This window comes from Ensifer sp. ENS09, from assembly GCF_014852425.1.
GTDB lineage: Bacteria > Pseudomonadota > Alphaproteobacteria > Rhizobiales > Rhizobiaceae > Ensifer.
Genome location: NZ_JACVBP010000003.1, coordinates 614,355 through 637,519 on the forward strand (window position 1 = coordinate 614,355; position 23,165 = coordinate 637,519).

Consider the following 23,165-nt stretch of genomic DNA (forward strand, 5'->3'; position numbering starts at 1 on the left):
AGCGAACGCCCGCTCGTCGTGATCGTCGATGATGCATGCGGCAAAAAACAGAGGCCGATCTGATGCAACACGCTCAAACCAAAACGGAAGAACCTGCGGAACCTATCGTTTACGTCGTCGACGACGACGAGGCGATGCGGGAAGCGTTGCTCGATTTGTTCATGGTGACCCAAAAGCGCGTGACTGTGTTCTCGAACGCGCCCGAGTTTTTGGAGATGGCAGACATCCGGGCGCCCGGTTGCCTTGTCGTGGATTTCAAGATGCCGGGGGGCACGGGTCTGGACCTCCAGGAGCATCTCTCACTTGCCGGTAGTCGCCTGCCAGTGATATTTCTAACTGGACATGCAGATGTTCCGACCAGCGTCAAAGCGATGAAGGCTGGCGCCATGGATTTCATCACCAAGCCTTTCTCCGACCAGGATCTCCTCGAGGCCGTGGATCGTGCCATTAAACTCGACGCCGAGCGGCGCAAAATCGAAGCGGAACGCAACCGGATCCAGGCGCTGGCGGATACGCTTACTCCGCGCGAGCAGGAGGTTATGTTCGCGGTGGTCAGTGGTCTGATGAACAAGCAGGTCGCATACCAGCTCGGTATCAGCGAAATGACCGTGAAGCTCCATCGGATGAGCCTCATGCGCAAGATGCAGAGCCGTTCGCTGGCAGATCTCGTGCGCAAGACGGAAAAGCTGCGACGGAATTGAGCAAGGCCTAGTCCCGCAGGAATCGATCTCCAGGGAAGGAGAGGCCGCCTGCCTTGGGCAAGCGGCCTCTAGGTGTGCCGGCTTTGGCGGTCGTGCCGCGGGGAGGGGACTGCAGCACTCCGATCATCACCTTCTTACGAAGGTGCCGGCCAGGGATGATGATGGAAGACTACCGTTTTTCACGCAGGCGCATCACTATACGTTCGTTTAGCCGGTCCGTTCCTTGCGGGCGCCGTTTGTTGGGGGACACGCATCGTGGCGCTGACAGCCGGAAAGGATGCGATCGCGATTTCACTGAAGCAGTTCCGACTTCCTGACGAGGTCGCTGAAGGTCCGCGCCTCCATCTTCTTCATCGCGCTTGCACGATGAAGCTTGACCATGATTTCGCTGATCCCCAGCTCATAGGCGGCCTGCTTGTTCATGAGACCTTCGGTAACAAGCTTCATCACTTGCCTCTCACGGGGGGTGAGGGTGGCCGCACACTGACGGGCATGTTTTCTCCTTGCCGCCACCTCCCGCTGCTTTTTCCCTTCCTCCAAAGCAGCGGCGACCGCACAAAGCAGGTCGTTCACCTCGAAGGGTTTCAACAGGAAATCGACGGCTCCCGACTTCATGGCAGTGACGCTTGTCGGGACGTCTCCATCGCCGGTCATAAAAACGATCGGAAGGTCGAAGCCCGCATCCGACAGTTTCCTTTGATACTCGATACCGCTCACGCCGGGGAGTTTCACATCGAGCAACAGGCACCCGACGGCCTCCGGATCGCCCCTTTCGTCGAAGTCCGCGGTGTCGATGAACGCTTCGGCCTGTATCCCTGAGGAGCCGAAGAGTTCCAGCAGCGCCGAGCGCATCCTTTCATCGTCGTCGATGATGTGGACCACGTTCACGTCGGTCGCCGCTTCGATGGGGTTTGAACGTTCGGGCATCGCTTGGCTCCCTTGATCTCAACAAACAACATCCGCCCATTTTATCCGACATGGTCTTGGTGGCTATAAAACGAAGGTTTGCTCTTCCGCGCGGTCTGCGATCCTTCCATCTGTTCGATCAGGGCGGCGGCGAGTAAGTAGATGGTTCGTAGTCAGCCGCCACAAAGCGCAACACACGGTGCGATCGCCCTAAAAGTGACCTCGATCAATTGTTCGGGAAATGCCAGGCGGGAAACACCAATGAGGTTGCTCGCGCATGACGGCACCTCTGCTCCGTACATCTCCTTCCGCACCTTGCCAGCTGCCGCAAACGCGGCATCGACATCGAGCACATAGAGTGTCTCTTCGACGACATCGTCGAGTGAAGCGCCAAATTCGGCAAGGACGGCGACGGCATTGGCGTAGGTCTGCCGCATCTGCTCTTCCATGTTTGAAAAATCGACGGGTACGCCGGCTGCATCGAGCCTTGCGGGGGCAACGAGGTTGCCGGCTCTGTCATGGCTTAGCTGACCCGAGACATAGATGATGCCTTTAACCTGCACGGCCTGGGAATAACCGAAGGCTTTTTCCCATGGCAAACCGAAGTTTGCAGTCCTTTTGATCAGGGAACACATGAAATCCTCCATTCCTTCGAAGTAGGCGGCGGCCTCATCTCACAGCCGTTCGAAGTTACGTTCTGTGTCGGCCAGGTGTGGCGACGAAGGGCGCCGGCGGCGCCCTCGTCATACCCGCTTGGTGAGGAAGCTGAGGATGTCCTCGTTGATGACGTCCGCGTGGGTGGTCGCCATGCCGTGTGGGAAACCTTCGTAAATCTTGAGGGTGGAGTTCTTCAGAAGCCGAGCGGAACGAGGGGCGGAAATCGCGAGCGGGACGACCTGGTCGTCATCGCCATGCAGCACCAGCGCCGGCACATCGATCATCTTCAGGTCTTCGGTAAAGTCGGTTTCCGAGAAGGCCTTGACGCCAAGGTAGTGGGCGTTGGCTGCCCCCATCATCCCCTGTCGCCACCAATTGTGGCTGACCGCTGCAGACGGCGTGGCGCCAGGCCTGTTGAAGCCGTAAAAGGGGCCGTTTGCGATGTCGTGATAGAGCTGCGCCCTGTTGGCGGCAAGGGCCTGGCGGTAGCCGTCGAGCGCCTCGATCGGAAGCCCCTCGGGATTGTTCGGCGTCTTCAGCATAAGCGGTGGCACGGCGCCGATCAGGACGAGTTTGGCCACACGCCCCTTGCCATGACGGGCGACGTACCGGGTCGCTTCGCCCCCGCCCGTCGAATGCCCGATATGGATCGCATTGCGCAGATCCAGTTGTCGCACGAGAGAGGCTACGTCGGCGGCGTAGTGATCCATGTCGTGGCCGTCGCTCACCTGCTCCGATCGCCCGTGGCCACGGCGGTCATGGGCAATGACGCGATAGCCTTTTGCCAGAAAGAAGAGCATCTGGTTGTCCCAGTCATCTCCGCTCAATGGCCAGCCGTGATGAAACACGATGGGTTGCGCGTCGCGCGGCCCCCAATCCTTGTAAAAAATCCTGGTCGAGTCTTCTGTCGTTACGTATCCGTGACCGGAGTGCTCGGATGTCATGGCCATTCCTTTCTCGGCTGGTCGTGCCGCATCAAATGGTGGTTTCAGGCCGCAATGCTCAGCTCCCGAAACACGACCCCGCGATGAGCGCCTTCGTTAACGGAGGACCGTTTCGACGCCCCGCTGGGGACCTTGTTCCTTGGGGAGCAACGGCCGGCATGCGACGTGACGACGCTAGCACCTGGCGCATGGCGGGAAAGGTATACCTTGGTTTCGGCGACCTCTCGCGACCTGTTCCAGGGGATCCTGAAGTTCAACGCGAAGCCTAGTGGCTTCAAAATCGTAAGGCATGGACTTCGATGGCAGTTTCTATGCCCTCGAGCGTGTGTCGCCCGAGGCGTTCGGTTTGCTCATGGCAGGCTGCCGCGTCCACGAATTCTCCTGAAAGAAGGACGGGACGGCGCAGGCGTTTGGTCAGCGCCTCGAGCTTGAAGGCCCTGTTGACGGCTGACCCGATCACAGTGAAGTCGAGGCGTCGTCTTGAACCGATGTTGCCATAGTTGACCTCGCCGAGGTGGACGCCCATGCCGAAGCGCATTCGGTGGTCCTGCGGCCAAAGCCGGGACGCCGCCTGATAGCCCTCCCGCACTGCCGCGATGAGGTGCATGCAGGCCTGCGCCCGGTCCATGGGGAAAACGGCGAGCAGACCGTCTCCGATAAACTTCAGGATTTCTCCGCCATGCTGTTCGATCGGTTCTCCGACGGCGTCGAAGAAGCCGTTCAATATCTCGATCAGCTGGTCGCGCGGCAGGCGGTCGGACAGAGGCGTGAAATCTCGCAGATCGCAAACGAGGATTGCAGCATTGATCGCCGCGCCCGTCCCGCGTCGAGTTGCACCACGCAACACCTCTGCGGAGGCATGCGAGCCGACATAGGTGTCCAGCAGCGTACGAGCCAGCTGGCTTTTGACACGGATTTCGCTGACGAGGGACAGCCAGGGCAAAAGCGCGTCGAACAGCGCCAGTTCCTCTGTGCAAAAGCCACCGTCACGGTCCGTCGCAAAGGTGAGGAGGTGGCGGCGGCCCTGCGTATGATCGAGGGGCCACGCGGCGTAGTCCGTGTGGCCGGCGCGCTTCAGGTCTTCATACACCGCAAATCGATGTGGACCGACGATCTGCAGCTTTTGCCGCACGCGTAATCCGCTGACGATCGCCAGGTGAAAGGGACTGAGCAGAAAGGCGTCGGTTGCCTCGACGTCATAGGCAATGGTCTGGACCTCGGCGATCGATTGGCCGCGCATCCAGGTGATGCGTGTACCCAGCCATTGCGGATGGTGGACACGAAGATGAAGCGTTGCCCTGCTCAGCGCGACGCCGCAGCGCACGAGCCGACCGCAGAGCTCGGCAAAAACCTTCTCTCCCAAGGGCTCGTCGCGGACCCCGGTTGCGAGCCAGCGCACGATCTGCTCGCACATTTCAGTCTTCAGCTCCAATCCCATGGCCTTCAGCAATCGCATCCGCGCCCATGGGAAGTTGGAAGCGCCAAGTTCAATCAAATCAGGGCCAACGGTCGATTGCCGACCTGGGCGCCATGGGCAGCAATCGACCGGTTGTCCTCGCCAGATCAGTCGCCTTTTTCGCTCCCGAAGGAAGCCGTCCGTCAGTAGTCCCACCAGGCGGGAACCCAGCGGTAGAGGTCGCCGGCGGCTGCTACACGACCGACCGACGGGAACGGCATATGCGTCGAAACCAGCCAGGAGCCGGTCTCGGCGAGTTCTTTCATAAGCCGCAGTCGAACGCGGGTCGCCTCTTCGGGGTCGTGTTCGAAGCCGTTGTGCCACTCGGGATGGTCGAAGGACACTGGGAACAGGGCGTCGCCGCCGAACATCAGTCGCTCGCCGCCGGACGAAATGCGGACTACGCTGTGACCGGGGGTGTGACCGCCGGTACGAGTGACCACCACGCCCGGTGCCACTTGGGCCTCTTCGTCAAAAGTCCGCAGATTGCTGCGATACGCTTTCAGAAAATCGAGGGACGCCTTGCGCGCCAGATCTGCGAGCGCCGGTGGCATGGCGGTAAGCGAGAAATCGGGCGCCTGCCAGAACTTGGTCTCGGCGGCGCACACGTGGACGCGAAGATCCGGGCGCATGCGCTCCTTCACGCCTTCTACGAGGAGCCCGCCGACATGGTCGAAGTGCATGTGCGTCAGCACCACGTCGGTCACGGCGGCAAGATCGACGCCGGCGGCTTCCAATCGATGGACGAACTGTCCGGCCCGCGGGAAATCGGGATACTCCTCGCCGAGACCGCTGTCGATGAGGATCGTCTGGTCGCCGCTGCGCACGACGACGGCGTTTAGCGCCCAATCGAAGGCAACCTTTGACAAAAACCTGTCGTCCAGCCACGCGCCGCGCACCTCAGGGTCGGCGTTGGTGGCCATCGATTCGGATGGTGGGGTCAAGATGCCATCGCTGATGACCAGTACGTCGATGTCACCAACCCGTACCGCATAACGGGAAGGAACCAGCTCGTCCGGTGCGGGTCTTTCCTGCGGGTCGATCTTTCGGGAACTTGCTTGTACATTGGACATGATGTGCTCCTGTTTTCACGGTTGGAATGCCCCGGTCAGGGTTACATCGCGGAGTCTAGGTTCGGGTTTTTGGGCGGTCGAGCTACACCTGAGTATGGGGCTGTCCGAGCCTGGTCCCTGTGAAGCGAGTTCGTGCGTCAATCTGCGCGCCACGCACGCGCTTTGCTCGCGTAAACGGTAGGTGGAGGAGGTCTCCCCAAACCTGCGTATAGTTTCGGCGGTCAATTCAATCGCCTAACCTCCGTCCGGTATGCGCAGGCGGCCGTTGCTCGGTCAGTGACATCACGAACGTGGTGATTGCGCGACCGCAGGCGGATTACACTCCATGACATTTACAGAGGCTAAGCTGATCGCCCTGTCCGGCCCGCAACCACTGTTGAACGTATCGGAGTACTGCAGGCGGGCGGGCATCGGCGAAGCCGAGGAGCGCAGACTGCTGTTGCTTCTTGGGCGAGAGGCGTCCTGCCACGAACTCCAGATGAACATCGTACAGCGCCGAATGCGTGCACGTTAGCGACCCCGTCAAGGTTGCTCCGCCAAACGCGCACCGCAAGCGGCCATGGTCACTCCGGCAATCCTGCGAGCCGCAATCCGTCGGCAAACCGCTTGAAATCGTCCGGTCGATGGATCGGCAGCCAATCGCGCAGATTGGAAACGCTCAAGGTAGGATCAAGCTGCCTCAGGCGCTGCATGTACCGCCTTGCCTCGTCGGGTCGGCCGGCGAGCGCATGGCTGGCTGCGGCAAGTGCGACCGCGGCGAGCAGGCTCGGCAGGTTCGCAAGTGCCTTCTCGGCCCAGACCAGAGCATCGTCGTAATTTCGGGAAAAGAAATGCGCGATTGCCGTTCCTGTCTGCATTCGGAACATCTCCGGATCGAGCGGGCTCAGCCGAACGGCATGGGTGAGATCCTTCATCGCGCTCTCCGTCTCACCCCGAAAGACGCGCAGCACGCCACCCAGGAACCACGCGAGCGCGAAGTTCGGATTGAGCAGCCGGGCCCTGTCGACCAACGCGATGCCGGCGTCGAGATCGTCGGTGAGATGACCGAGCGCATGGCCGCCTCTTGTGAGCGCCACGGCGTCGTCCCGGCCAAGCTCCACCGCGAGCCGCGCGAGCCGCGCGCCCTCGGCGATCTCTGCCGTGCGGTCGACCATCCAGCCGTTGAGCTTGCGCCAGAAGAAGCACCAGGCGGCGCCGGCATAGGCTGCGGCAAACTCGTCGTCGAGCGCGATCGACTTGTAGAAGAGAGGCAATGCAGCCTCAAGCGCCTCGCGGGTGCCGCTGTGCAGCTTCGCCATGCCGCGAAGATAGTAGTCGTATGCGTCGAGGCTTTCGGTCGGCTTGCTTTTGGCGCGCTCGATCTCGATCCGTTCGAGTTGCGGCGCGATCGCGCCGACGACGCTTTCGGCTATTCCATCCTGCAGCTCGAAGATGTTGTCGAACGTGCCTTCGAAGCGCTCGGCCCAGAGATGCGCGCCGGTCGTAGCGTCGACGAGCTGTCCGGTGATGCGGACCTTGTTTCCCGATTTGCGCACACTCCCTTCCAGAACGTAGCGCACGCCAAGCTCGCGACCGACCTCCGTCGGATCCACCGTCCTGTCCTTGTAGGTGAAGCTCGAATTGCGTGCGATGACGAACAGCCAGCGGATCCGCGAGAGCGCGGTGATGATATCCTCCACCACCCCGTCCGTGAAATACTCCTGCTCCGGATCGCCGCTCAGGTTCTGAAAGGGCAAGACGGTTATCGAGGGTTTGTCGGGCAAGGGGAGCGCCGGCGCCGCCGCGCGGGCTTCTCCGGAACTGCCATCGACGGCGCCTAGGTCACGCGCAGAGACATCATTTCCCACGTCGACAAGGCTGACATCGCCGACGAAGCGGAAGCCCTTGCGAGGGACCGTGCGCACCAGATGCTGCTCTTCACCACTGTCGCCGATGGCCTTGCGAACGGCGTTTATGTGGCTGGTGATCGTCGATTCCGACACGATCCGACCGCCCCAGACGGCGGCCAGCAGATCGTCCTTGCCGACGACCCTTTCTCGATTTTCGATGAGATGCACCAACAGGTCGAAGACCTGCGGACCGACGGCGACAACCTGCCCGCTGAGCGTCAGTTCCCGGCGTTTCGGATCGAGCAGGTAGTCTGCGAACTTGAATTGCACCTCAGGTCTCCTGGACGATTTCCCCGGCTGGCGATTGCCATCCGCGGATAACCAAAACGCCATCACGTGGTTAGAGCATCCCGCCACGATCACACAACCGCTTGGACGGACAATCAAGCTATCCACAAGGGTAATTAAAGACAGTCCCAAGGACTTCCTGAGAGCATAGGGCCACTCTCAGTGCAGATCGGCGGCAATGGTGCGGTCGAGACAAAGCAGAGTGGACCCATGAAGATCGTCGTCATCGGAGGCACCGGCCTTATCGGATCGAAAGTTGTGAAGAGCCTGCGCGAGCGCGGACACGACGTGCTCGCTGCCGCGCCAAATACTGGCGTCAACACGATCACGCGTGAAGGTCTGGCTGCAGCGATGGATCGCACCGACGTCGTCGTCGATGTCGCTAACGCGCCGGTTTGGGACGACAAGGCTGTTTTCGAATTCTTCGAGACGTCGGGGCGCAATCTTTTGGCAGCGGAAGCAGCGGCCGGCGTTCGCCACCACATCGCGCTTTCGATCGTCGGCAGCGACCGGTTGCCCGACAACGGCTATTTCCGAGCGAAGGTCGCGCAGGAAAACCTCGTCAAGGCATCCGGCATTCCTAACACCATCCTCAGGGCCACGCAGTTTTTTGAGTTCGTCGGCGGCATTGCGCAATCGGCGACCGTGGACGGCGAGGTTCGCCTTTCGCCGGCGCTGTTCCAGCCCGTTGCCTCCGACGACGTCACCGCAGCACTTGCCGATGTTGCGCTCGCAGCGCCGATCAACGGAACGATCGAAGTCGCCGGACCGGAAGCCATGCCGCTCGATGAGGTCGTCCGGCGTTTCCTGCGGGCGACGAACGATAGCCGAAAGGTCGTTCCCGACGTCCACGCACGCTATTTCGGCGCGTTGCTCGATGACCGATCGCTCACCCCCGGCAACAACCCGCGGCTCGGCGCAATCCGCTTCGGCGATTGGGTCGGCCAACAGGCGCGGCTCTGAAAAACGCGTGCACCAATATCCGCAAGCTGGCGGCGTTCGAGCGACGTGCATGACATCCTCCTGGCGCGCCGCCGCAGCCGAAGAAATTCAACGGGAACCAAGACCATGGACACGATCGAGGACAGGATTGCCAACGTCACGGGAAACGCCTCGACCGGTGCGGCCGGAAAGCGAACCGGCAAGCGGAAGAAGGTTGGCATGCTGCTGTGCCTCGGTGCTGCGGTCGCCATCGTCGGCGGCTGGGCCTGGGCGCATCCAGGCGACGAGGCCTCGACCGACAACGCCTATGTCCGTGGCGACGTGACGTCGCTTGCGCCGAAGATCGCCGGGTATGTCGTGGCCGTCGAGGTCCAGGACAATCAGAGTGTCCGGGCGGGCGATGTGCTTTTCCGGATCGATGACAGGGACTATCGGGCTCGCCTTGCACAGGCGGCGGCCAACGTCGAAGCGGCACGCGCTCGGCTGGTCAATGTCGATGCGGAAACGGAGCTTCAGCACGCCCTCATTCGCCAGGCCGAAGCGCAGAAGCTGTCAGCCGTCGCAGAGATGAATCTCGCCGCCAAGGCATATGAACGCCGGCGCGAACTGATCCGCAGCAATACCATCAGTCAGGCGCATGTCGACGAAAGTGATGCGGCGCGGTCGAAAACGCAGGCGGGCGTCTCTGCGGCCTCCGCAACGATCGAAGCGCAGAAGCAACGCATTGCCGTCCTTGCGGCCCAGCGTGAGGCGGCCGTCGCGGCCGTGGCCCAGGCCGAGGCTGCACGCGACCTGTCCCAGATAGACCTCGAAAGCACGATTGTGCGCGCCCCGGTCGATGGTGTCATCGGCAACCGTCAGGTGCGCGTCGGCCGTTTCGTCGCGCCCGGCACCTCCCTGCTCGACATCGTTCCCATCGACGACCTGTGGGTCGTCGCCAATTTCAAGGAAACGCAACTCGAGCACATCCAGTCGGGTCAGCGCGTCCGCATCAGCATCGACGGGTATCCGGGGCAAACCCTTGAAGGCAGGGTTGACAGCTTTGCGCCGGGCAGCGGTTCGGCCTTCAGCCTGCTGCCCTCGGACAATGCAACCGGCAACTTCGTCCGTGTCGTCCAGCGGGTGCCGGTCAAGATCCGATTTGCGCGCAACCCGTTGACTGGTCGCCTCGTGCCGGGGCTGTCGGCGAGGGTCGACGTGGATCTCGGGAGCGGGTCATGACCACGCACATCGTCGCCACGGTGAAACACAAGACATTTGTGTCAGCCACGCTGCTCGTCGCCGGCATCGTTTTTGCGGCACTGACAGAGGCGATTGCGAGCACCATTCTTTCGCTCAGCCGCGGAGACATCATCGGCGACATCTATGCCACGCCCGACGAATTCGCCTGGCTCGACGTCGGCTATACCGCCTTCAAGCTCATCGGCTTCATGGTCGCCGCTTCGATGCTCCCCTGCATCCGGCCGCTCAGTCTCGTCATCGCATCGACGCTCGCCATGGGGCTTGCGTCCGGGATGGCGTCCGCGACGACGTCGCTCGATCTCCTGATTGCGCTCAGGATCATTCAGGGGCTTGCCGGCGGTGTCCTGCTCGTTGCAGGGCAGACCACCATCTTCTTTGCATTTCGGAGCGCCCATCAGCCAGTCCTTCAGGCGCTGTTTGCCATGGGTGCGGTGGTCGCGCCCGCAACGGTCGCGCCCGCGCTTCAGGGATGGTTGCTGGACAGCCAGTCGTGGACCTGGATCTTCTACTGCAATGTCGTTCTGTCTCTGGCCGCCGCAGGACTTCTCCTGATGGTCGAGGATCCGGCACCCGCCACGATGATGCACCGCCCCCTCGACTGGGGCGGTCTGTTACTGGTTTCTGTCACGCTTTTCTGCTTCAGCTATATCTTCAGCCAGGGAAGCCGCTGGGACTGGTTCGAAGAGCCGCGCATTCGTTGGCTCTCGGTGGCTGGCGTAGCCTCGCTGTTCCTGTTTCTCGGGCAGCAGGCGCTTCGCAAGGGCACCGGCCTTCTCGATTTCACCCTGTTCAGATCGGACGATTTCACCTTCGCGTTTATCGTCAGTTTCATCGCTGGCGCGGCACTGTTTGGTAGCGCGTTCCTGATCCCTTCTTTCGCCGTATCCGTTTTGGCCTTCACGCCAACCGACGCGGGCCTGCTGCTCCTGCCAAGCGGTGCCCTCTTCGTCGCGGCTTTGCTCCTTGCCGCTTTCCTCATGCAGGTCCGTCGGGTTCCTCCATTCGCAACCGTACCCTTCGGTATCCTGCTGATCATGCTGGCCATGTGGATGCTGTCCGGGTCGACGAGTGAAAGCGGTGCCGCCGACATGATGGCTGCGATCCTCTTGCGCGGCCTTGGCCTCGGTTTCCTGTTTCTGTCGATCACCCTGATTGCCTTTAGCAATCTCGACAGGCGAAACCTCGCCGCCGGGATCGGGCTGTTTAACACCGGGCGCCAGCTCGGCGGCCTTGTCGGCGTGGCCGGGCTTCAGACCCTTATCGACCACAACGTCGCTGCAAATGTCGCGGTCCTCGGCGCGAGCGTCACTGCGGGGGGCCAGGCCGTCATCGAGCGTCTGGCCGCAACGGCCGCCATGCTTTCGTCGCGGGGCATGGATGCCGTTCCTGCCAGCCGGGGCGCGATAGCGCTTCTCGGCCGGGCCGTTGCCGGACAGTCGGTCGTCATCGCCTTCGACACTGCGTTCAATGCCGTGGCGCTGCTCTTCGTCGTCGCAGCGCCGATGCTCGTGGCCATCAAGATCGGACTGGCCCGGCGCGCCAAAGCACACCCAAAACGCGCCGACCGCTGACCGAAAGGGCTGTCCTAAACCGAGGTATAGCTCGACCGTCAACATCGCTCGAACCTAGAGTCCACGACGTCAACCGCGAACGGCACGTTTTCATCAGGGCAAACAGGAGAACATCATGACAGCGGCAGAAGCAAGATCTCATACGAGTACGGCCTTGGAACCCACGCTGGCCGGCCGGCCGGGTCCGGAAGAGCTGGTTCCGTCGCGCTATGCCGTGCGGGTTGGTGACATCGAGGTCCTGGTGGTCAGCGATGGGGTGTTGCCATTGCCGACCACGATGTTGGGGCACAACGCCGACGCCGCCGATCGGGCAGCCTGGCTCGACGGCATGTTCCTGCCGGCCGACGCCTTCGACTGGTCGCTGAACGTGGTCGTAGTGCGAAGCGGCGCACAAACCATTCTCATCGATGCCGGGCTTGGCCTGGATCCGGATTTGAACCTGCCGCGGGCGGGCCAACTGATCAGGAGACTGACGGCTGCAGGCATCGACCTGGGATCCGTGACCGATGTGGTTCTTACCCACATGCACATGGACCATATCGGCGGATTGCTGGTTGATGGCGTAAAGGGGCAATTGCGTCCGGACTTGCGGATCCATGTCGCCGCCGCCGAGATCAAGTTCTGGGAATCGCCTGATTTCTCGCATGCGGTCATGCCGCAGGGTTTTCCGGATGCGCTGAGGGCAACGGCCAAACGCTTCGCGAACGAATACCGCAACCATCTTCGGCCCTTCGAGGACGAGTGCGAGGTGGCGCCGGGCGTGGTCGCTCAGCGCACCGGCGGCCATACGCCTGGGCACTGCGTGGTCCGGGTGGCCTCGGGAGGCGACCGGCTGATGTTTGCCGGCGACGCTCTGTTCGCCGTCGCATTCGATCATCCTGACTGGTACAACGGTTTTGAGCACGACCCCGAGGAGGCGGCTCGCGTTCGGGTGCGTCTCATGAAGGAACTGGCCGAGACAGGATCGTCGCTGGTGGCCACGCACCTTCCTTTCCCTTCTGTCGGGCATGTGGCGATCGATGGTGATCGCTTCCGGTGGGTTCCGGTGTTCTGGGACTACTGACGTCTCCAATTGAGCGGGTGTCGCGCAAGCGCCATCGGCTCGCCTTGCAGGGCAACAAGGGCGCATTCGCCCTTGTCCTTTTCAGAACAAGGCGCCGCCAGCTAGCTCTGGTGGAAGGATGAACGCCGCCTCGCCAGGGGAGTGCAGATGGACCAGCAAACGCAATTGTTTCCCGTCCTCGTCTGTGTTCTGGGTATCGTCGGCATTGTCGTCTGGCATCTGCAGGGCAAGGCGCGCCCAATGGCGCGGCTGGTCGTCCAGATCGCCTTCTTCGCGTCGATGACGGCCGTGCTCGCCTACAGCCGCCTCAACCCGTTTCGCTACGACCGGGTCAATCTCGACGGCGCGCAGACACTGCTCGTAGCGGCAAAGACGCTCTGGTGGGTCCATCTCTCCTGGGCGGTGATCGGGTTCATCCGGCTTTACCTTGTGCTCGACGGCCGACCGCGGGAAGCGCGACTGATCCAGGATTTGGTCGTTGCCGTTGTCTATCTTGGCGTGCTGCTCTCTATCCTGGCATTCGTCTTTGGCGTGCCAATCGGGGGCTTGCTGGCGACGTCGGGCGTCATTGCGATCATTCTCGGTCTCGCGTTGCAGAGCACTTTGGGTGACGTCTTCTCGGGCATAGCGCTGACCCTTGGTCGCCCTTATGTCCTTGGTGACTGGATCTGTCTCAGTGACGGAACGGAAGGCCGGGTGGTCTCAAGCAACTGGCGGTCGACGCATCTGCTGACCGCAGCCCACAATCTCGTCGTGCTGCCCAACAGCGTCCTGGCAAAGGTGGGGCTGACCAATATCAGCGAGCCCGACGAGAACCACCAGATCATAGTCTCGGTTCGCGTGGCTCCGACCCGCATGCCGCACATGATCGTCGAGGTGATGCATGCTGTTCTCGACAGTTGCAACGCGATCGTGAAAGAGCCGCCTCCAACCGTCGGGCTCATGGGGATCGATGCCAGCGCAATCACTGTGGAACTCCAGTTCCGGGTCACCAGCCCGGCACAGCGCGGCCCGGCGCGCAACGAAATCATCGATCTGGTCTATCGGCATTGCCGGGCAAACGGGCTGCAACTGGCTCTACCGCCCGAGAGCACGCTCATGCAAAGCGCTGCCAGGTCCGACCTGCAGCACACTGTCGCACCGGCACAGGACCTGATCGACGCGATCCCGATCTTCTCCAATCTCAGCCAGGAAGAACGCGATACGCTTGCGGCCGCGGCGACGCCGCGCAGCTTTGCCGCCGGCGCCGAAATCGTCAGAGAAGGCCGGTCGCTCCAAAGCCTGATGATGATCAAGAACGGCGTGGTGTCGCTGAAGAGCGGCGATATGGAAATCGCGCGCTTGGCCCCCGGTGATTTCTTCGGCGAGGACGGCCTTCTGGCCGGAATGAAGGAGAGACACGACCTCCACGCCGTCACCCGCCTTACCGTCTATGAGGTCGATCAGGCCGCGTTGGCGCCGCTCTTGTCGAAGCGCCCGGAAATTGCGGAGGATCTGGCAACCCACCTGGCGCAGCGCGAAGCGATCGGAACAGGTTCGCAATTGCCTGGAAACCAGCGCGAGCGACGCAAGCTGGATCTGCTTCACGCGATCCGATCCATCTTTCGAAGTCAGCGTGAAAACACGAACAGCTGAAGCGGTGAAGCGGCGGTTCGCACACGCGCACGATCTCTTCCGAGACAAAATCGCCACCCGGGCAAACCTACGTATATCTGTTTCTCCCCGGAGGCCGACCATACGATCTCATGCATTGCCAACAACGTGAATGGAGGAGAAATCCATGCGAAAACTAGCGATTGGCTTGCTGTGTGCGACGCTGATCACCGGACCGGTGGCGGCCTCCGACGAGCCCTATAATGCCAAGGTCACCGTGGTGTTCGACCACGCGCTTCCGAATGTGCCGGGCAAGAGCATGCGCGGCGTTCTGGTCGAATATGGCCCCGGCGGCCACAACCCGTCACACACCCACCCCAAGAGCGCCTTTATCTATGCGACGGTGATCGAAGGCAGCATCAAGAGCCAGATCAACGACGGTGCCGTGAGAGTTTACAAGACCGGCGAGAACTGGATCGAAGTCCCGGGCGACCATCACCGCGTAAGCGCCAACGCCAGCGACAGCGAGCCGGCGAAGATCTTGGCCGTTTTCGTTCTCGACACGAGCGAAACGAAGATGGTGCTGCCCGCGAAGTAGCCCCCTTCTTCTCAATCAAACGCGATCCCAAGACGAGCTTGCAAGGAGCAGAACCATGAAAATCGTCATTATCGGCGGCACCGGCCGCATCGGGTCAAAAGTTGCAGAGCGCCTCAGAAGCAAGGGCCACGACGTGGTGCAATCGGCACCGTCGACGGGCGTCGATACACTGACGGGTGAAGGTCTGGCCGATGTGCTGACCGGCGCCCAGGTGGTGCTCGACGTGAGCAATTCGCCGTCCTTTGAGCCGGGTGCCGTTCTTTCATTCTTCGAACGATCGACCTCGAACCTGCTTGCGGCGGAGCGGGCCGCTGGTGTCGGCCACCACGTCGCGCTTTCCATCGTCGGTATCGAACGGTCGCCAGACAATGGCTATTTCCGAGCCAAGGTCGCGCAGGAGAGCCTGATCAAGAACGGCGGCGTTCCTTACACCATCGTAAGGTCGACGCAGTTCCTGGAGTTCCTCGGCGGCATTGCCGATGAGGCAACTGTCGACAGGACCGCAAGGGTGTCGTCCGGCGCGTTCCAGCCGATAGCTGCAGACGACGTCGCAGCATTCGTTGCAGAAGCGACGATCGGCAAACCCGAGAACCAGACGATCGAAATCGCTGGCCCTGAAAAGAAGCCCATGAGCGATTTCATTTCCGAGTATCTGGCAGCCGTCGGCGACAGCCGCAAGGTCGTTGCCGACCCGGACGCCAAGTACTTCGGCTCGCGCGTCGACGAGCAGTCGCTGGTTCCTCTCGGATCCGCCAATCTGGGTAAGCTCGATTTCAGGACCTGGAACTCCCAACGATCTCAGGCGGCTGCCTGAAATCGTTCCGTCGGGGCAGTGCGGCGACGACAGGCGCATCGGCCCCGACGCCTTTCTCTTCGGTGCGATCAGGCGCTCGAAGCGATTTAAGAGGCAATGTCTACGCTCCAGATGTTCGTCGGTCAGGATAGAAATGACATCTGACGATCGTATCGGAGGCTGGCTCGCGGAGGTTCGCTCGTTCAGGCTGAGGTTCGCAGGGACTCGGCCCCTGTCGCACACGCGGCGGCCCATATGATATGAAATGCCAAGGTTATTTTTCGGCGAACAGGAAACGGTCGGGAGACCGGGCCATGGCCAACCTTTCAATCGAACCCTCCGCCTCTCGCGATCCGCTTTCACTTGTGATCGGTGCAACGGCCTGTCAGGTGATCGGTGGGCTCGTTCCGCAAATGTCGCCTTTTGTGGTCGCCGGACTGATCGACGGTCTCGCCTTGACCGAACGCGACGCCGGCATCATAACCTCGATCGAGCTGCTGGCGCTGGCTGTCACCGCCATCTTTGCCGCGCCAGTGGTGGCGAGACTATCCATCCGGCGCGCCGGGCTGGCAGCGCTTGTGTTGACCATGGCGGCCCAGGCCGCCTCTGTCGTAGCTCAGGGATGGCCTTCACTGGTCTTTTTGCGCGGCGTTGCAGGCATCGGGGAGGGAGCGCTCTATGCCATGTCGCTCAGCCTTGTCGCGTCTCATTGCTGCAATCCGGAAAAAACTTTTGGTTTGTTCCAGCTCGTCTGGGCAATCGGCAGCGTGGTGCTGTTCGGCATAGGCGGGGAGGTGACGGCGGCCTATGGCCACAGAGGGATTTTTGCGCTGTTGGCGGGTTTGACGCTGGCCCTGTCTCCGTTTCTTCTTCTCATGCCGGATCTTCGAGCTCCAAAGCAGACCCCCACCCGGACGCCACCTTCTATGCCTCTGCTTGGAAGCCTGCTGTTTGCTGCCATTTTTCTTTACGTCGCGGTCTCCGCCGGTTTATTTGCCTTCAGCGGACCGATGGGCGAGCGCATCGGTCTGGACACGGCCGCGGTAGGGTACATTCTCACCTTGTCGACGGTCGTCGGGCTTGCCGGCGCCGGAGCGGCCACGGCACTGAATGTTCGCTGGGGCAGGGCGGTCCCGATCTCCGCGTTCTGCATTGGCTACGTCGTGGTGGCGCTCGTTCTTTGCCTCTGGACGAACCCTGTGGCCTACAGTGTTGCCGTCATCCTATCCGCCGTCCTTTACTACTTTTCACTTCCGTATCTGTTTGGCCTGGCAGCGGCACTGGACCAGAGCGGGCGCTGGGCGGCAGCAGCCGGGTCGGCTTACCTGCTCGGATTTGCTGCCGGGCCAATCTTTACCGGCGCAGTGATCGCAGCTTCGGGATACGCAAGCCTCGCAACCGTATGCGTCACCATGACCATCGTCGCCTGGGCCCTTGCCGTTTCCATCATCGCACGCGCTTTTCACCGAGACCGCTTGGCCGACCGGTTCCGAAATTCGGCGCCTTAGGCTGACACCGCTAGTCGGCCGAGGCGGCGGGCAAAGTGAATGCCACCGTTGCGCCTAATGCCTGGTTGTTTGCGACCCACAGGCGGCCGCCGTGGGCTTCAACGATCGATCGGCAGATGGGCAAACCCATTCCCATGCCGTTGCCTTTCGTCGTAAAAAACGGTTCGAACACGCGCTCCGGATCCTTGAAGCCACTTCCGGTGTCCTCAACCGAGATCCTGACGGTGGCGGGGTGATCGTGGCTGGACATGATCTTCAGCGAACGCAGTGGGTTCGTCGTGTCCATGGCCTGGATGCCGTTGCGGATCAAGTTTACCAGGACCTGCTGGACCTGAACCCTATCGAGCGAAACTCTGGGAAGATCCTGGTCCAGGGCCAAGTCGATGCGCGTCGTCGTTGCCGCGATTTCATCTGACATCAGATCAAGAACGTCATGGACAAGCCGGTTTACATCCTCGACCGCCCGTTCCTGCGGCTGATGTTTGAAAAGGGCGCGCATGCGGCTGATGACCTCGATGGTCGCCGCGACGTCCAGGGTAATTCGCTCTGCAGCACGCTTGCCTCGTTCAACGTTCGGAGGATCGGCCGAAAGCCAGCGCACGCACGCGTCAGCGTCCGCGGCGATCGCCGCGAGCGGCTGGTTGACTTCGTGAGCAATCGAGGCGGAAAGCTGCGAAAGATTGGCCGCCTGGGTCGCGCGCGCAAGCTTTTCGGCCGAACGGCGCAAGGCAGCTGTTGTTTGCACTTGATCCTCAATGTCGTGGCAAAGGCCAAACCACTGGACGATGTTGCCGTCCTGGTCGCGCAAGGGCTCCGCGCGGCCAGACATCCAGCGATAGGCACCGTCCGCTCGAAGCAATCGATATCGCATCGAAAATCGTTCCCCGGTCTCAAGGCAGCGGGTTAGCTCGGCATAAACGGCATCAGCGTCGTCCGGATGGAAAATCGTATCCATGACGGATGCAATGTCACTGACGTTTGACAGGTCAAGTCCCAGATAGTCGGCCATGCGCCTGTTGACGAGCGTCGTGGTGCCGTCGGGTGTCAGGCGCCATAGATTGCTTGGAACCATATCGACCAGCAGGGATAGTTCGATGGAACGAGCACGCAGGCTCTCCTCAGCCTTTTTCTCGTGTTCGATGTCGATGGTCTGCCCATGCCAGACGGTGACGCGGCCCTGGGCGTCCCTTGAAGGTCTCGCCGATGCGCGAAACCAGCGAAACTGACCGTCCGCACCACGCAGACGGTGAGCGCTGTCAATCGGCTCGCCCGTTTTTACACTCCGCCGCCAGGTCGTCGCCACAAAACGTTGATCGTCTTTGTGAATGCGTTCAAGCCAGGCGCCCTGGTCTTTCAGGCTGCTGCCGAAGTAGGCGTCCATGCTCCGGTTGCGATAGATGAATCGGCCGGCAGTATCCATCGACCACATGTGGCCGGGTGAGTTGTCGAGAAGATCAAGCGCGAGCTCGGTGATATTGCGAGTATGCTCGCGAAAGTGGGCATCTTTCCTCAGTCCATCGTCGTTCGACATCTGTCGCTCCGCAGAAGACGACGGTCAACAAAAATGACTGACGCCGAAGCTCGGCGGTGGACCGGCAGCCTTGGTGAAAGAATGTCCGCATTATATCCCGAAGGCCCTCGTTTTCAATCTGACCCACCGTTGGCCGGCAGCCCGTGTCCTTCTGGAGCCCATCGGCAACATACCGCCAGCCGAGGCCGAAGAACGATACTATGCCATGCTGGACGCGCCAGCCGTGGCCGCATAACTTAAACCAAACGGTCTCCGGCAAAGCCGGGGCGGTTCAGTTTTGTTCCCGATTGCGGACGACGACCCTCTCGAAATCGGCCGTGAAGCCGACGCATCGTATTTCGCCCGCGGGGCGCACTGCCGAGCGACCTTGTATTGCCGCTGGGAAGTGGGAAGCGTGACAGACGCGACTGAACGCTTCGCGGCATTCCCTCGTTCCGCTCAACGATCGATTCTTGAATGGATCAAGCAGGCCAGGACGCCAGATACTCGGGTAGGCCTAACGAGGAAACTGCGCGCCGTGCGGGCAAGAACATTCGGGCCCACCAATACCGACAATCATAACGCTCCGAGCTTGCGTATGCCGGAGCGCGAGCGGAACCTTCGACGGGCCAAAGCCGTTCCTGATTAAGGCCGTTCCCGATTTGCGAAAAAAATGGAGAGCGACGTGGCAGAAACCGAGAGGGTCAGGACACGGTTTGGGATCTCGGCAACGAGATCGGCTTATGCATGCTGACAACATTGCCAGTCAAGGACCTCCGGGCACGGCTGCGGCGGTGTTGCCATCGCACAGCTCGACCCTAATTTATCTGGACCAACGGAGGACAAAAATGGACGCAAGCGCTTCGGTGAAGGCAAAAACCGGTGTGGAGGGGCTTGACGATATTCTCGTCGGTGGCCTTTCACGCCGTCATGTATTCCTTCTTGAGGGATCACCCGGTGCGGGCAAGACAACGATCGCCTTGCAATTTCTCCAAGAGGGAGCGGCACTCGGCGAAAAATGTCTCTATATCACGCTCTCCGAGACCGAGGCGGAGCTTCGCGACAGTGCATTGTCGCACGGGATGGAGATCGATCGCAACATCGAAGTATTCGAGTTGGTGCCACCCGAGAGCCTGCTGAACCCCGAGCAACAGCAGAGCTTGCTGTATTCGTCGGACCTGGAGCTTGGCGAGACGACCAAGATGATCTTCGAGGCGTTTGAAAGGGTTCAGCCGAACCGTGTCGTGCTCGACAGCCTGTCGGAAATCAGGCTCCTTGCACAGAGCTCCCTTCGCTATCGCCGCCAGATCCTCGCGCTGAAACACTACTTCTCCACGACGGGCGCGACAGTCCTTCTTCTCGACGACATGACTTCCGACAGCCTCGACAAGACGGTTCACAGCGTGGTTCACGGAGTTATTCATCTCGAACAACTGGCGCCAAGCTATGGTTCGGAAAGACGCCGCCTCAGGGTTACCAAATATCGCGGGCAGGCGTTTCGTGGCGGGTATCACGATTTTACGATCAGGACCGGCGGCGTTTGCGTGTTCCCGAGGCTGCGGGCGACCGAACACCGCACCGAGTTCGACCGCTCAATGTTAAAGAGCGGACTGGCTGAACTTGACGCGTTGCTGGGTGGCGGTATCGAACGAGGCTCAAGCACATTGCTGATCGGCCCGGCAGGCACGGGCAAAAGCCTGTTTGCGCTGCAGTTTGTCGATGCTGCCGTCAAGCGCGGGGAAAAGGCGGTCCTGTTCATCTTCGACGAAGAACTGGGACTGCTCTTCCGGCGCACCAAGGCGCTCGGCTTCGACCTGGAGAGACACCGGCGGGACGGGTTGGTTCACATCGAACAGCTGGATGCAGCCGAGCTTTCCCCAGGTGAGTTCGCCCAGCGCGTGCGCGACCATGTTACGAGCTTTGAAGCGAAGACGGTCGTCATCGACAGCATCAATGGCTACCAGGCCTCCATGCCGGAGGAAAGCGCACTGATCCTGCACATGCATGAACTGCTGCAATACCTCAACCGCCAGGGCGCAAATACGTTTGTCACGGTGGCGCAGCATGGGCTCGTCGGTGACATGAAGTCGCCGGTCGATGTTACCTATCTTGCCGATACCGTCGTGCTGCTGCGTTACTTCGAGGCGGCGGGCAAGGTCAGGCGGGCAATCTCGGTCGTGAAGAAGCGCACCGGCGAACACGAGCAGACGATACGGGAATTCCGGATCGGCCGAGGTGGCATTTCGCTTGGGATGCCGCTTTCAGACTTTCAGGGTATCCTACGCGGTGTGCCGACGTTTGTTGGCGAAAGTCAACCTCTGATGAAGTCCACGGAGGGTGGGGAAGATTCCGAATAGAAGCGCCATTGCTCTGATCTACGCACCTCTCGGCCGGGACGCACAGATAGCGGCGGCGCTGCTGGCGGAAGCGGGCATCCCATCAAAAACCAGCAAGGATATCGACGATTTCTTCTCGGCCCTGGGTGAGGATACCGCATTTGCCGTGGTGACGGAGGAGGCCCTGCGCTCGGCGGACCTTCGCCCCCTTTCGGCATGGATTAAGGCGCAAGCGAGTTGGTCCGACCTCCCCTTCATCATTCTGACCCGTCGCGGGGGTGGGCCTGAGCGTAACCCTTCCGCCATACGCTTGTCGGAGGTTATGGGAAACGTCAGCTTCGTTGAACGACCTTTCCACGCCACGACGTTCATCAGCGTCGCGAGTTCGGCGCTTCGGGGACGCCGACGCCAGTACGAAGCGCGACTTCGCATCGAGGCGCTGGACGAAGGCGAGCGACGGCTACAGACTGCGCTTCAGGCGGGTCATCTCGGTGCTTGGGAACTCGACCTCGTCACCCAAGACTTGATAACGTCGGTCACCTGCAGGGAGATCTTTGGTCGAGATCCTACCGAAGCGTTGGCGTATGACGATCTCCTGTCCGCCACCCATCCTGATGATATCGTAAGAATGAACTCGGCAATGACGGCCGCCGTCGAGAACGGGATCGACTATGCAATCGAGTATCGCACCCTCTGGCCCAACGGTTCTGTTCATTGGGTGGAAATGCGCGCTCAGCTCTATCGCGACCGGAGCGGAAAGGCGGTCAGGATGGTCGGCGTCTCATCCGACGTCACCGCCAGAGTGTCCTCCGACGAGCAACAGAGGCGGTTGAACGAAATCCTTGAAGAGCGTGTCGCAGAACGCACAGCCGAACTAGACAAGGCCCACGGGATCGTCATGGCGGAAGTGGCCCAGCGCGAGCGCGCCGAGGCGCAGCTTCGGCAGGCGCAAAAGATGGAGGCCATCGGTCAGTTAACCGGCGGGATCGCCCATGATTTCAACAATCTGTTGATGGCTGTGCTGGGAAACCTCGAACTTCTGCATAAGCACGCCCACGGTGACGCACGCGCCACACGCCTGATCGACGGTGCCCTTCAGGGGGCCAGACGCGGCGCGTCTCTAACTCAGCGTCTACTGGCTTTCGCGCGCCGGCAGGACCTTAGTGTTGACGCGGTTGATCTGGGGAAATTGGTTATGGAGATGGTCGATCTACTCAAGCGCACGGTTGGCACGGGCATAGTCATCCAAACGAGTCTTCCCGAACGCATGGATTCGATACTTGCTGACTCCAACCAGTTAGAGTTGGCGCTTCTAAATCTGGTGGTAAACGCGCGTGATGCCATGCCCCAGGGCGGCGCGATCCGCATAAGGCTTCGTGAGGAGAGCGTGCCGGCGCAGGAGGGCGAGCTTTCAACAGGACGATACGGCGTGCTCTCCGTTACAGACGAAGGGCACGGGATGGATGAGGATACACTGCAAAAAGCGATCGAGCCCTTTTTCTCAACCAAGGAGCTTGGCAAGGGTACGGGCCTGGGCCTGTCGATGATCCACGGGCTTGCGCTGCAACTCAAAGGAGCCCTCCGGCTCGACAGCAAACCTGGGAAAGGCACGACGGCCGAACTTTGGATCCCAGTATCGGGCGAAAGGCCAGTTGCCCCGGAAAAGCCCCAGGCCACGGAAGCCGTTCGTCGGCTCGAACCACTTCGCGTCCTCCTGGTCGATGACGATTTCCTGATCGCGATGAGTTCGGTCGATATGCTCATCGACCTCGGCCATGACGTGGTCGAGGCGCATTCCGGACGGGAGGCTCTCGCGCATCTTGAAGGCAATGATCGGTTCGATCTGCTGATTACGGACTATTCCATGCCGGAAATGACGGGGGGAGAGTTGGCGAAGGCCGCCCGTCAACTGGTTCCCGATCTGCCCATCCTCATCGCTTCCGGTTATGCCGAACTGCCGCAAGGTATCGACTTCAGCGTGGCGAGGCTCGGAAAGCCCTACACTCAGCGGCAACTCGCCATTGAGATCGAGCGTGTCTTGAGCGATTCCTAAAGGGGGCCGGCTGCTTTAGCTGCCGATGAAGGGCGGTTGGCG

General features: G+C 61.0%; 19 protein-coding genes. 12 read left to right on the top strand and 7 right to left on the bottom strand.

Annotated features, from left to right (window positions below; translation table 11 throughout):
- Positions 1 to 62: 62 nt before the first annotated feature.
- Positions 63 to 701: a response regulator transcription factor gene (locus tag IB267_RS17950; RefSeq protein WP_192449266.1), complete on the top strand. Its 639-nt coding sequence runs from the start codon at positions 63 to 65 to the stop codon at positions 699 to 701.
- Positions 702 to 992: 291 nt separating this feature from the next.
- Here the strand turns inward: IB267_RS17950 and IB267_RS17955 are convergent, their stop codons facing one another.
- The 6 genes from IB267_RS17955 to IB267_RS17980 all read right to left on the bottom strand — a co-directional run bounded on the left by IB267_RS17955 (position 993) and on the right by IB267_RS17980 (position 7,896).
- On the bottom strand, positions 993 to 1,628 hold the full coding sequence (locus tag IB267_RS17955; protein ID WP_192448817.1) for a response regulator transcription factor: 636 nt from the start codon (positions 1,626 to 1,628) through the stop codon (positions 993 to 995).
- 152 nt (positions 1,629 to 1,780) lie between these two features.
- On the bottom strand, positions 1,781 to 2,242 hold the full coding sequence (locus tag IB267_RS17960) for a RidA family protein (RefSeq protein WP_192448818.1): 462 nt from the start codon (positions 2,240 to 2,242) through the stop codon (positions 1,781 to 1,783).
- 108 nt (positions 2,243 to 2,350) lie between these two features.
- A complete protein-coding gene (locus IB267_RS17965) occupies positions 2,351 to 3,208 on the bottom strand; it encodes an alpha/beta fold hydrolase (protein ID WP_192448819.1) in 858 nt (285 codons plus the stop codon).
- Positions 3,209 to 3,482: 274 nt separating this feature from the next.
- Positions 3,483 to 4,658, bottom strand: a complete 1,176-nt coding sequence (locus tag IB267_RS17970) for an adenylate/guanylate cyclase domain-containing protein (protein ID WP_246810691.1) — start codon at positions 4,656 to 4,658, stop codon at positions 3,483 to 3,485.
- 149 nt (positions 4,659 to 4,807) lie between these two features.
- The gene (locus IB267_RS17975; RefSeq protein WP_192448821.1) at positions 4,808 to 5,737 is read right to left on the bottom strand and encodes an MBL fold metallo-hydrolase; all 930 of its coding nucleotides are present in this window, start codon (positions 5,735 to 5,737) and stop codon (positions 4,808 to 4,810) included.
- Positions 5,738 to 6,300: 563 nt separating this feature from the next.
- Entirely contained in the window at positions 6,301 to 7,896 is a 1,596-nt protein-coding gene (locus tag IB267_RS17980) for a winged helix-turn-helix domain-containing tetratricopeptide repeat protein (RefSeq protein ID WP_192448822.1), read from the bottom strand.
- 228 nt (positions 7,897 to 8,124) lie between these two features.
- Between IB267_RS17980 and IB267_RS17985 the strand changes: the two genes are divergently transcribed.
- The 8 genes from IB267_RS17985 to IB267_RS18020 all read left to right on the top strand — a co-directional run bounded on the left by IB267_RS17985 (position 8,125) and on the right by IB267_RS18020 (position 17,224).
- Positions 8,125 to 8,877 carry an SDR family oxidoreductase gene (locus IB267_RS17985; RefSeq protein ID WP_192448823.1) on the top strand — a complete coding sequence of 251 codons (753 nt, stop codon included), beginning with the start codon at positions 8,125 to 8,127 and terminating at the stop codon, positions 8,875 to 8,877.
- Positions 8,878 to 8,982: 105 nt separating this feature from the next.
- Positions 8,983 to 10,077, top strand: a complete 1,095-nt coding sequence (locus IB267_RS17990; RefSeq protein ID WP_192448824.1) for an HlyD family secretion protein — start codon at positions 8,983 to 8,985, stop codon at positions 10,075 to 10,077.
- Complete coding sequence (locus tag IB267_RS17995) at positions 10,074 to 11,669, top strand: MFS transporter (protein WP_192448825.1); 1,596 nt, start codon at positions 10,074 to 10,076, stop codon at positions 11,667 to 11,669. Before IB267_RS17990 ends, IB267_RS17995 begins: the two co-directional genes overlap by 4 nt.
- A 115-nt stretch (positions 11,670 to 11,784) precedes the next feature.
- Entirely contained in the window at positions 11,785 to 12,732 is a 948-nt protein-coding gene (locus tag IB267_RS18000) for an MBL fold metallo-hydrolase (protein ID WP_192448826.1), read from the top strand.
- Between the two features lie 147 nt (positions 12,733 to 12,879).
- Entirely contained in the window at positions 12,880 to 14,367 is a 1,488-nt protein-coding gene (locus tag IB267_RS18005; RefSeq protein WP_192448827.1) for a mechanosensitive ion channel family protein, read from the top strand.
- Positions 14,368 to 14,512: 145 nt separating this feature from the next.
- Positions 14,513 to 14,923: a cupin domain-containing protein gene (locus tag IB267_RS18010; RefSeq protein WP_192448828.1), complete on the top strand. Its 411-nt coding sequence runs from the start codon at positions 14,513 to 14,515 to the stop codon at positions 14,921 to 14,923.
- Positions 14,924 to 14,978: 55 nt separating this feature from the next.
- Entirely contained in the window at positions 14,979 to 15,737 is a 759-nt protein-coding gene (locus IB267_RS18015) for an SDR family oxidoreductase (RefSeq protein ID WP_192448829.1), read from the top strand.
- Between the two features lie 293 nt (positions 15,738 to 16,030).
- Complete coding sequence (locus tag IB267_RS18020) at positions 16,031 to 17,224, top strand: MFS transporter (protein ID WP_192448830.1); 1,194 nt, start codon at positions 16,031 to 16,033, stop codon at positions 17,222 to 17,224.
- A gap of 10 nt (positions 17,225 to 17,234) precedes the next feature.
- Here the strand turns inward: IB267_RS18020 and IB267_RS18025 are convergent, their stop codons facing one another.
- Complete coding sequence (locus tag IB267_RS18025; RefSeq protein ID WP_192448831.1) at positions 17,235 to 18,755, bottom strand: PAS domain-containing sensor histidine kinase; 1,521 nt, start codon at positions 18,753 to 18,755, stop codon at positions 17,235 to 17,237.
- A 394-nt stretch (positions 18,756 to 19,149) separates the two neighbouring features.
- Here IB267_RS18025 and IB267_RS33970 point away from each other — a divergent pair, with 394 nt between their 5' ends.
- The 3 genes from IB267_RS33970 (at position 19,150) to IB267_RS18040 (ending at position 23,123) form a co-directional block, all read left to right on the top strand.
- Positions 19,150 to 19,383 (top strand): YdeI/OmpD-associated family protein, encoded by a 234-nt coding sequence (locus IB267_RS33970; protein WP_192448832.1) that lies wholly within the window; start codon positions 19,150 to 19,152, stop codon positions 19,381 to 19,383.
- 199 nt (positions 19,384 to 19,582) lie between these two features.
- Positions 19,583 to 21,091 carry an ATPase domain-containing protein gene (locus IB267_RS18035; protein ID WP_192448833.1) on the top strand — a complete coding sequence of 503 codons (1,509 nt, stop codon included), beginning with the start codon at positions 19,583 to 19,585 and terminating at the stop codon, positions 21,089 to 21,091.
- Positions 21,072 to 23,123: an ATP-binding protein gene (locus tag IB267_RS18040; protein ID WP_192448834.1), complete on the top strand. Its 2,052-nt coding sequence runs from the start codon at positions 21,072 to 21,074 to the stop codon at positions 23,121 to 23,123. The genes IB267_RS18035 and IB267_RS18040 overlap by 20 nt, the downstream gene beginning before the upstream one ends.
- Positions 23,124 to 23,165 lie beyond the last annotated feature (42 nt).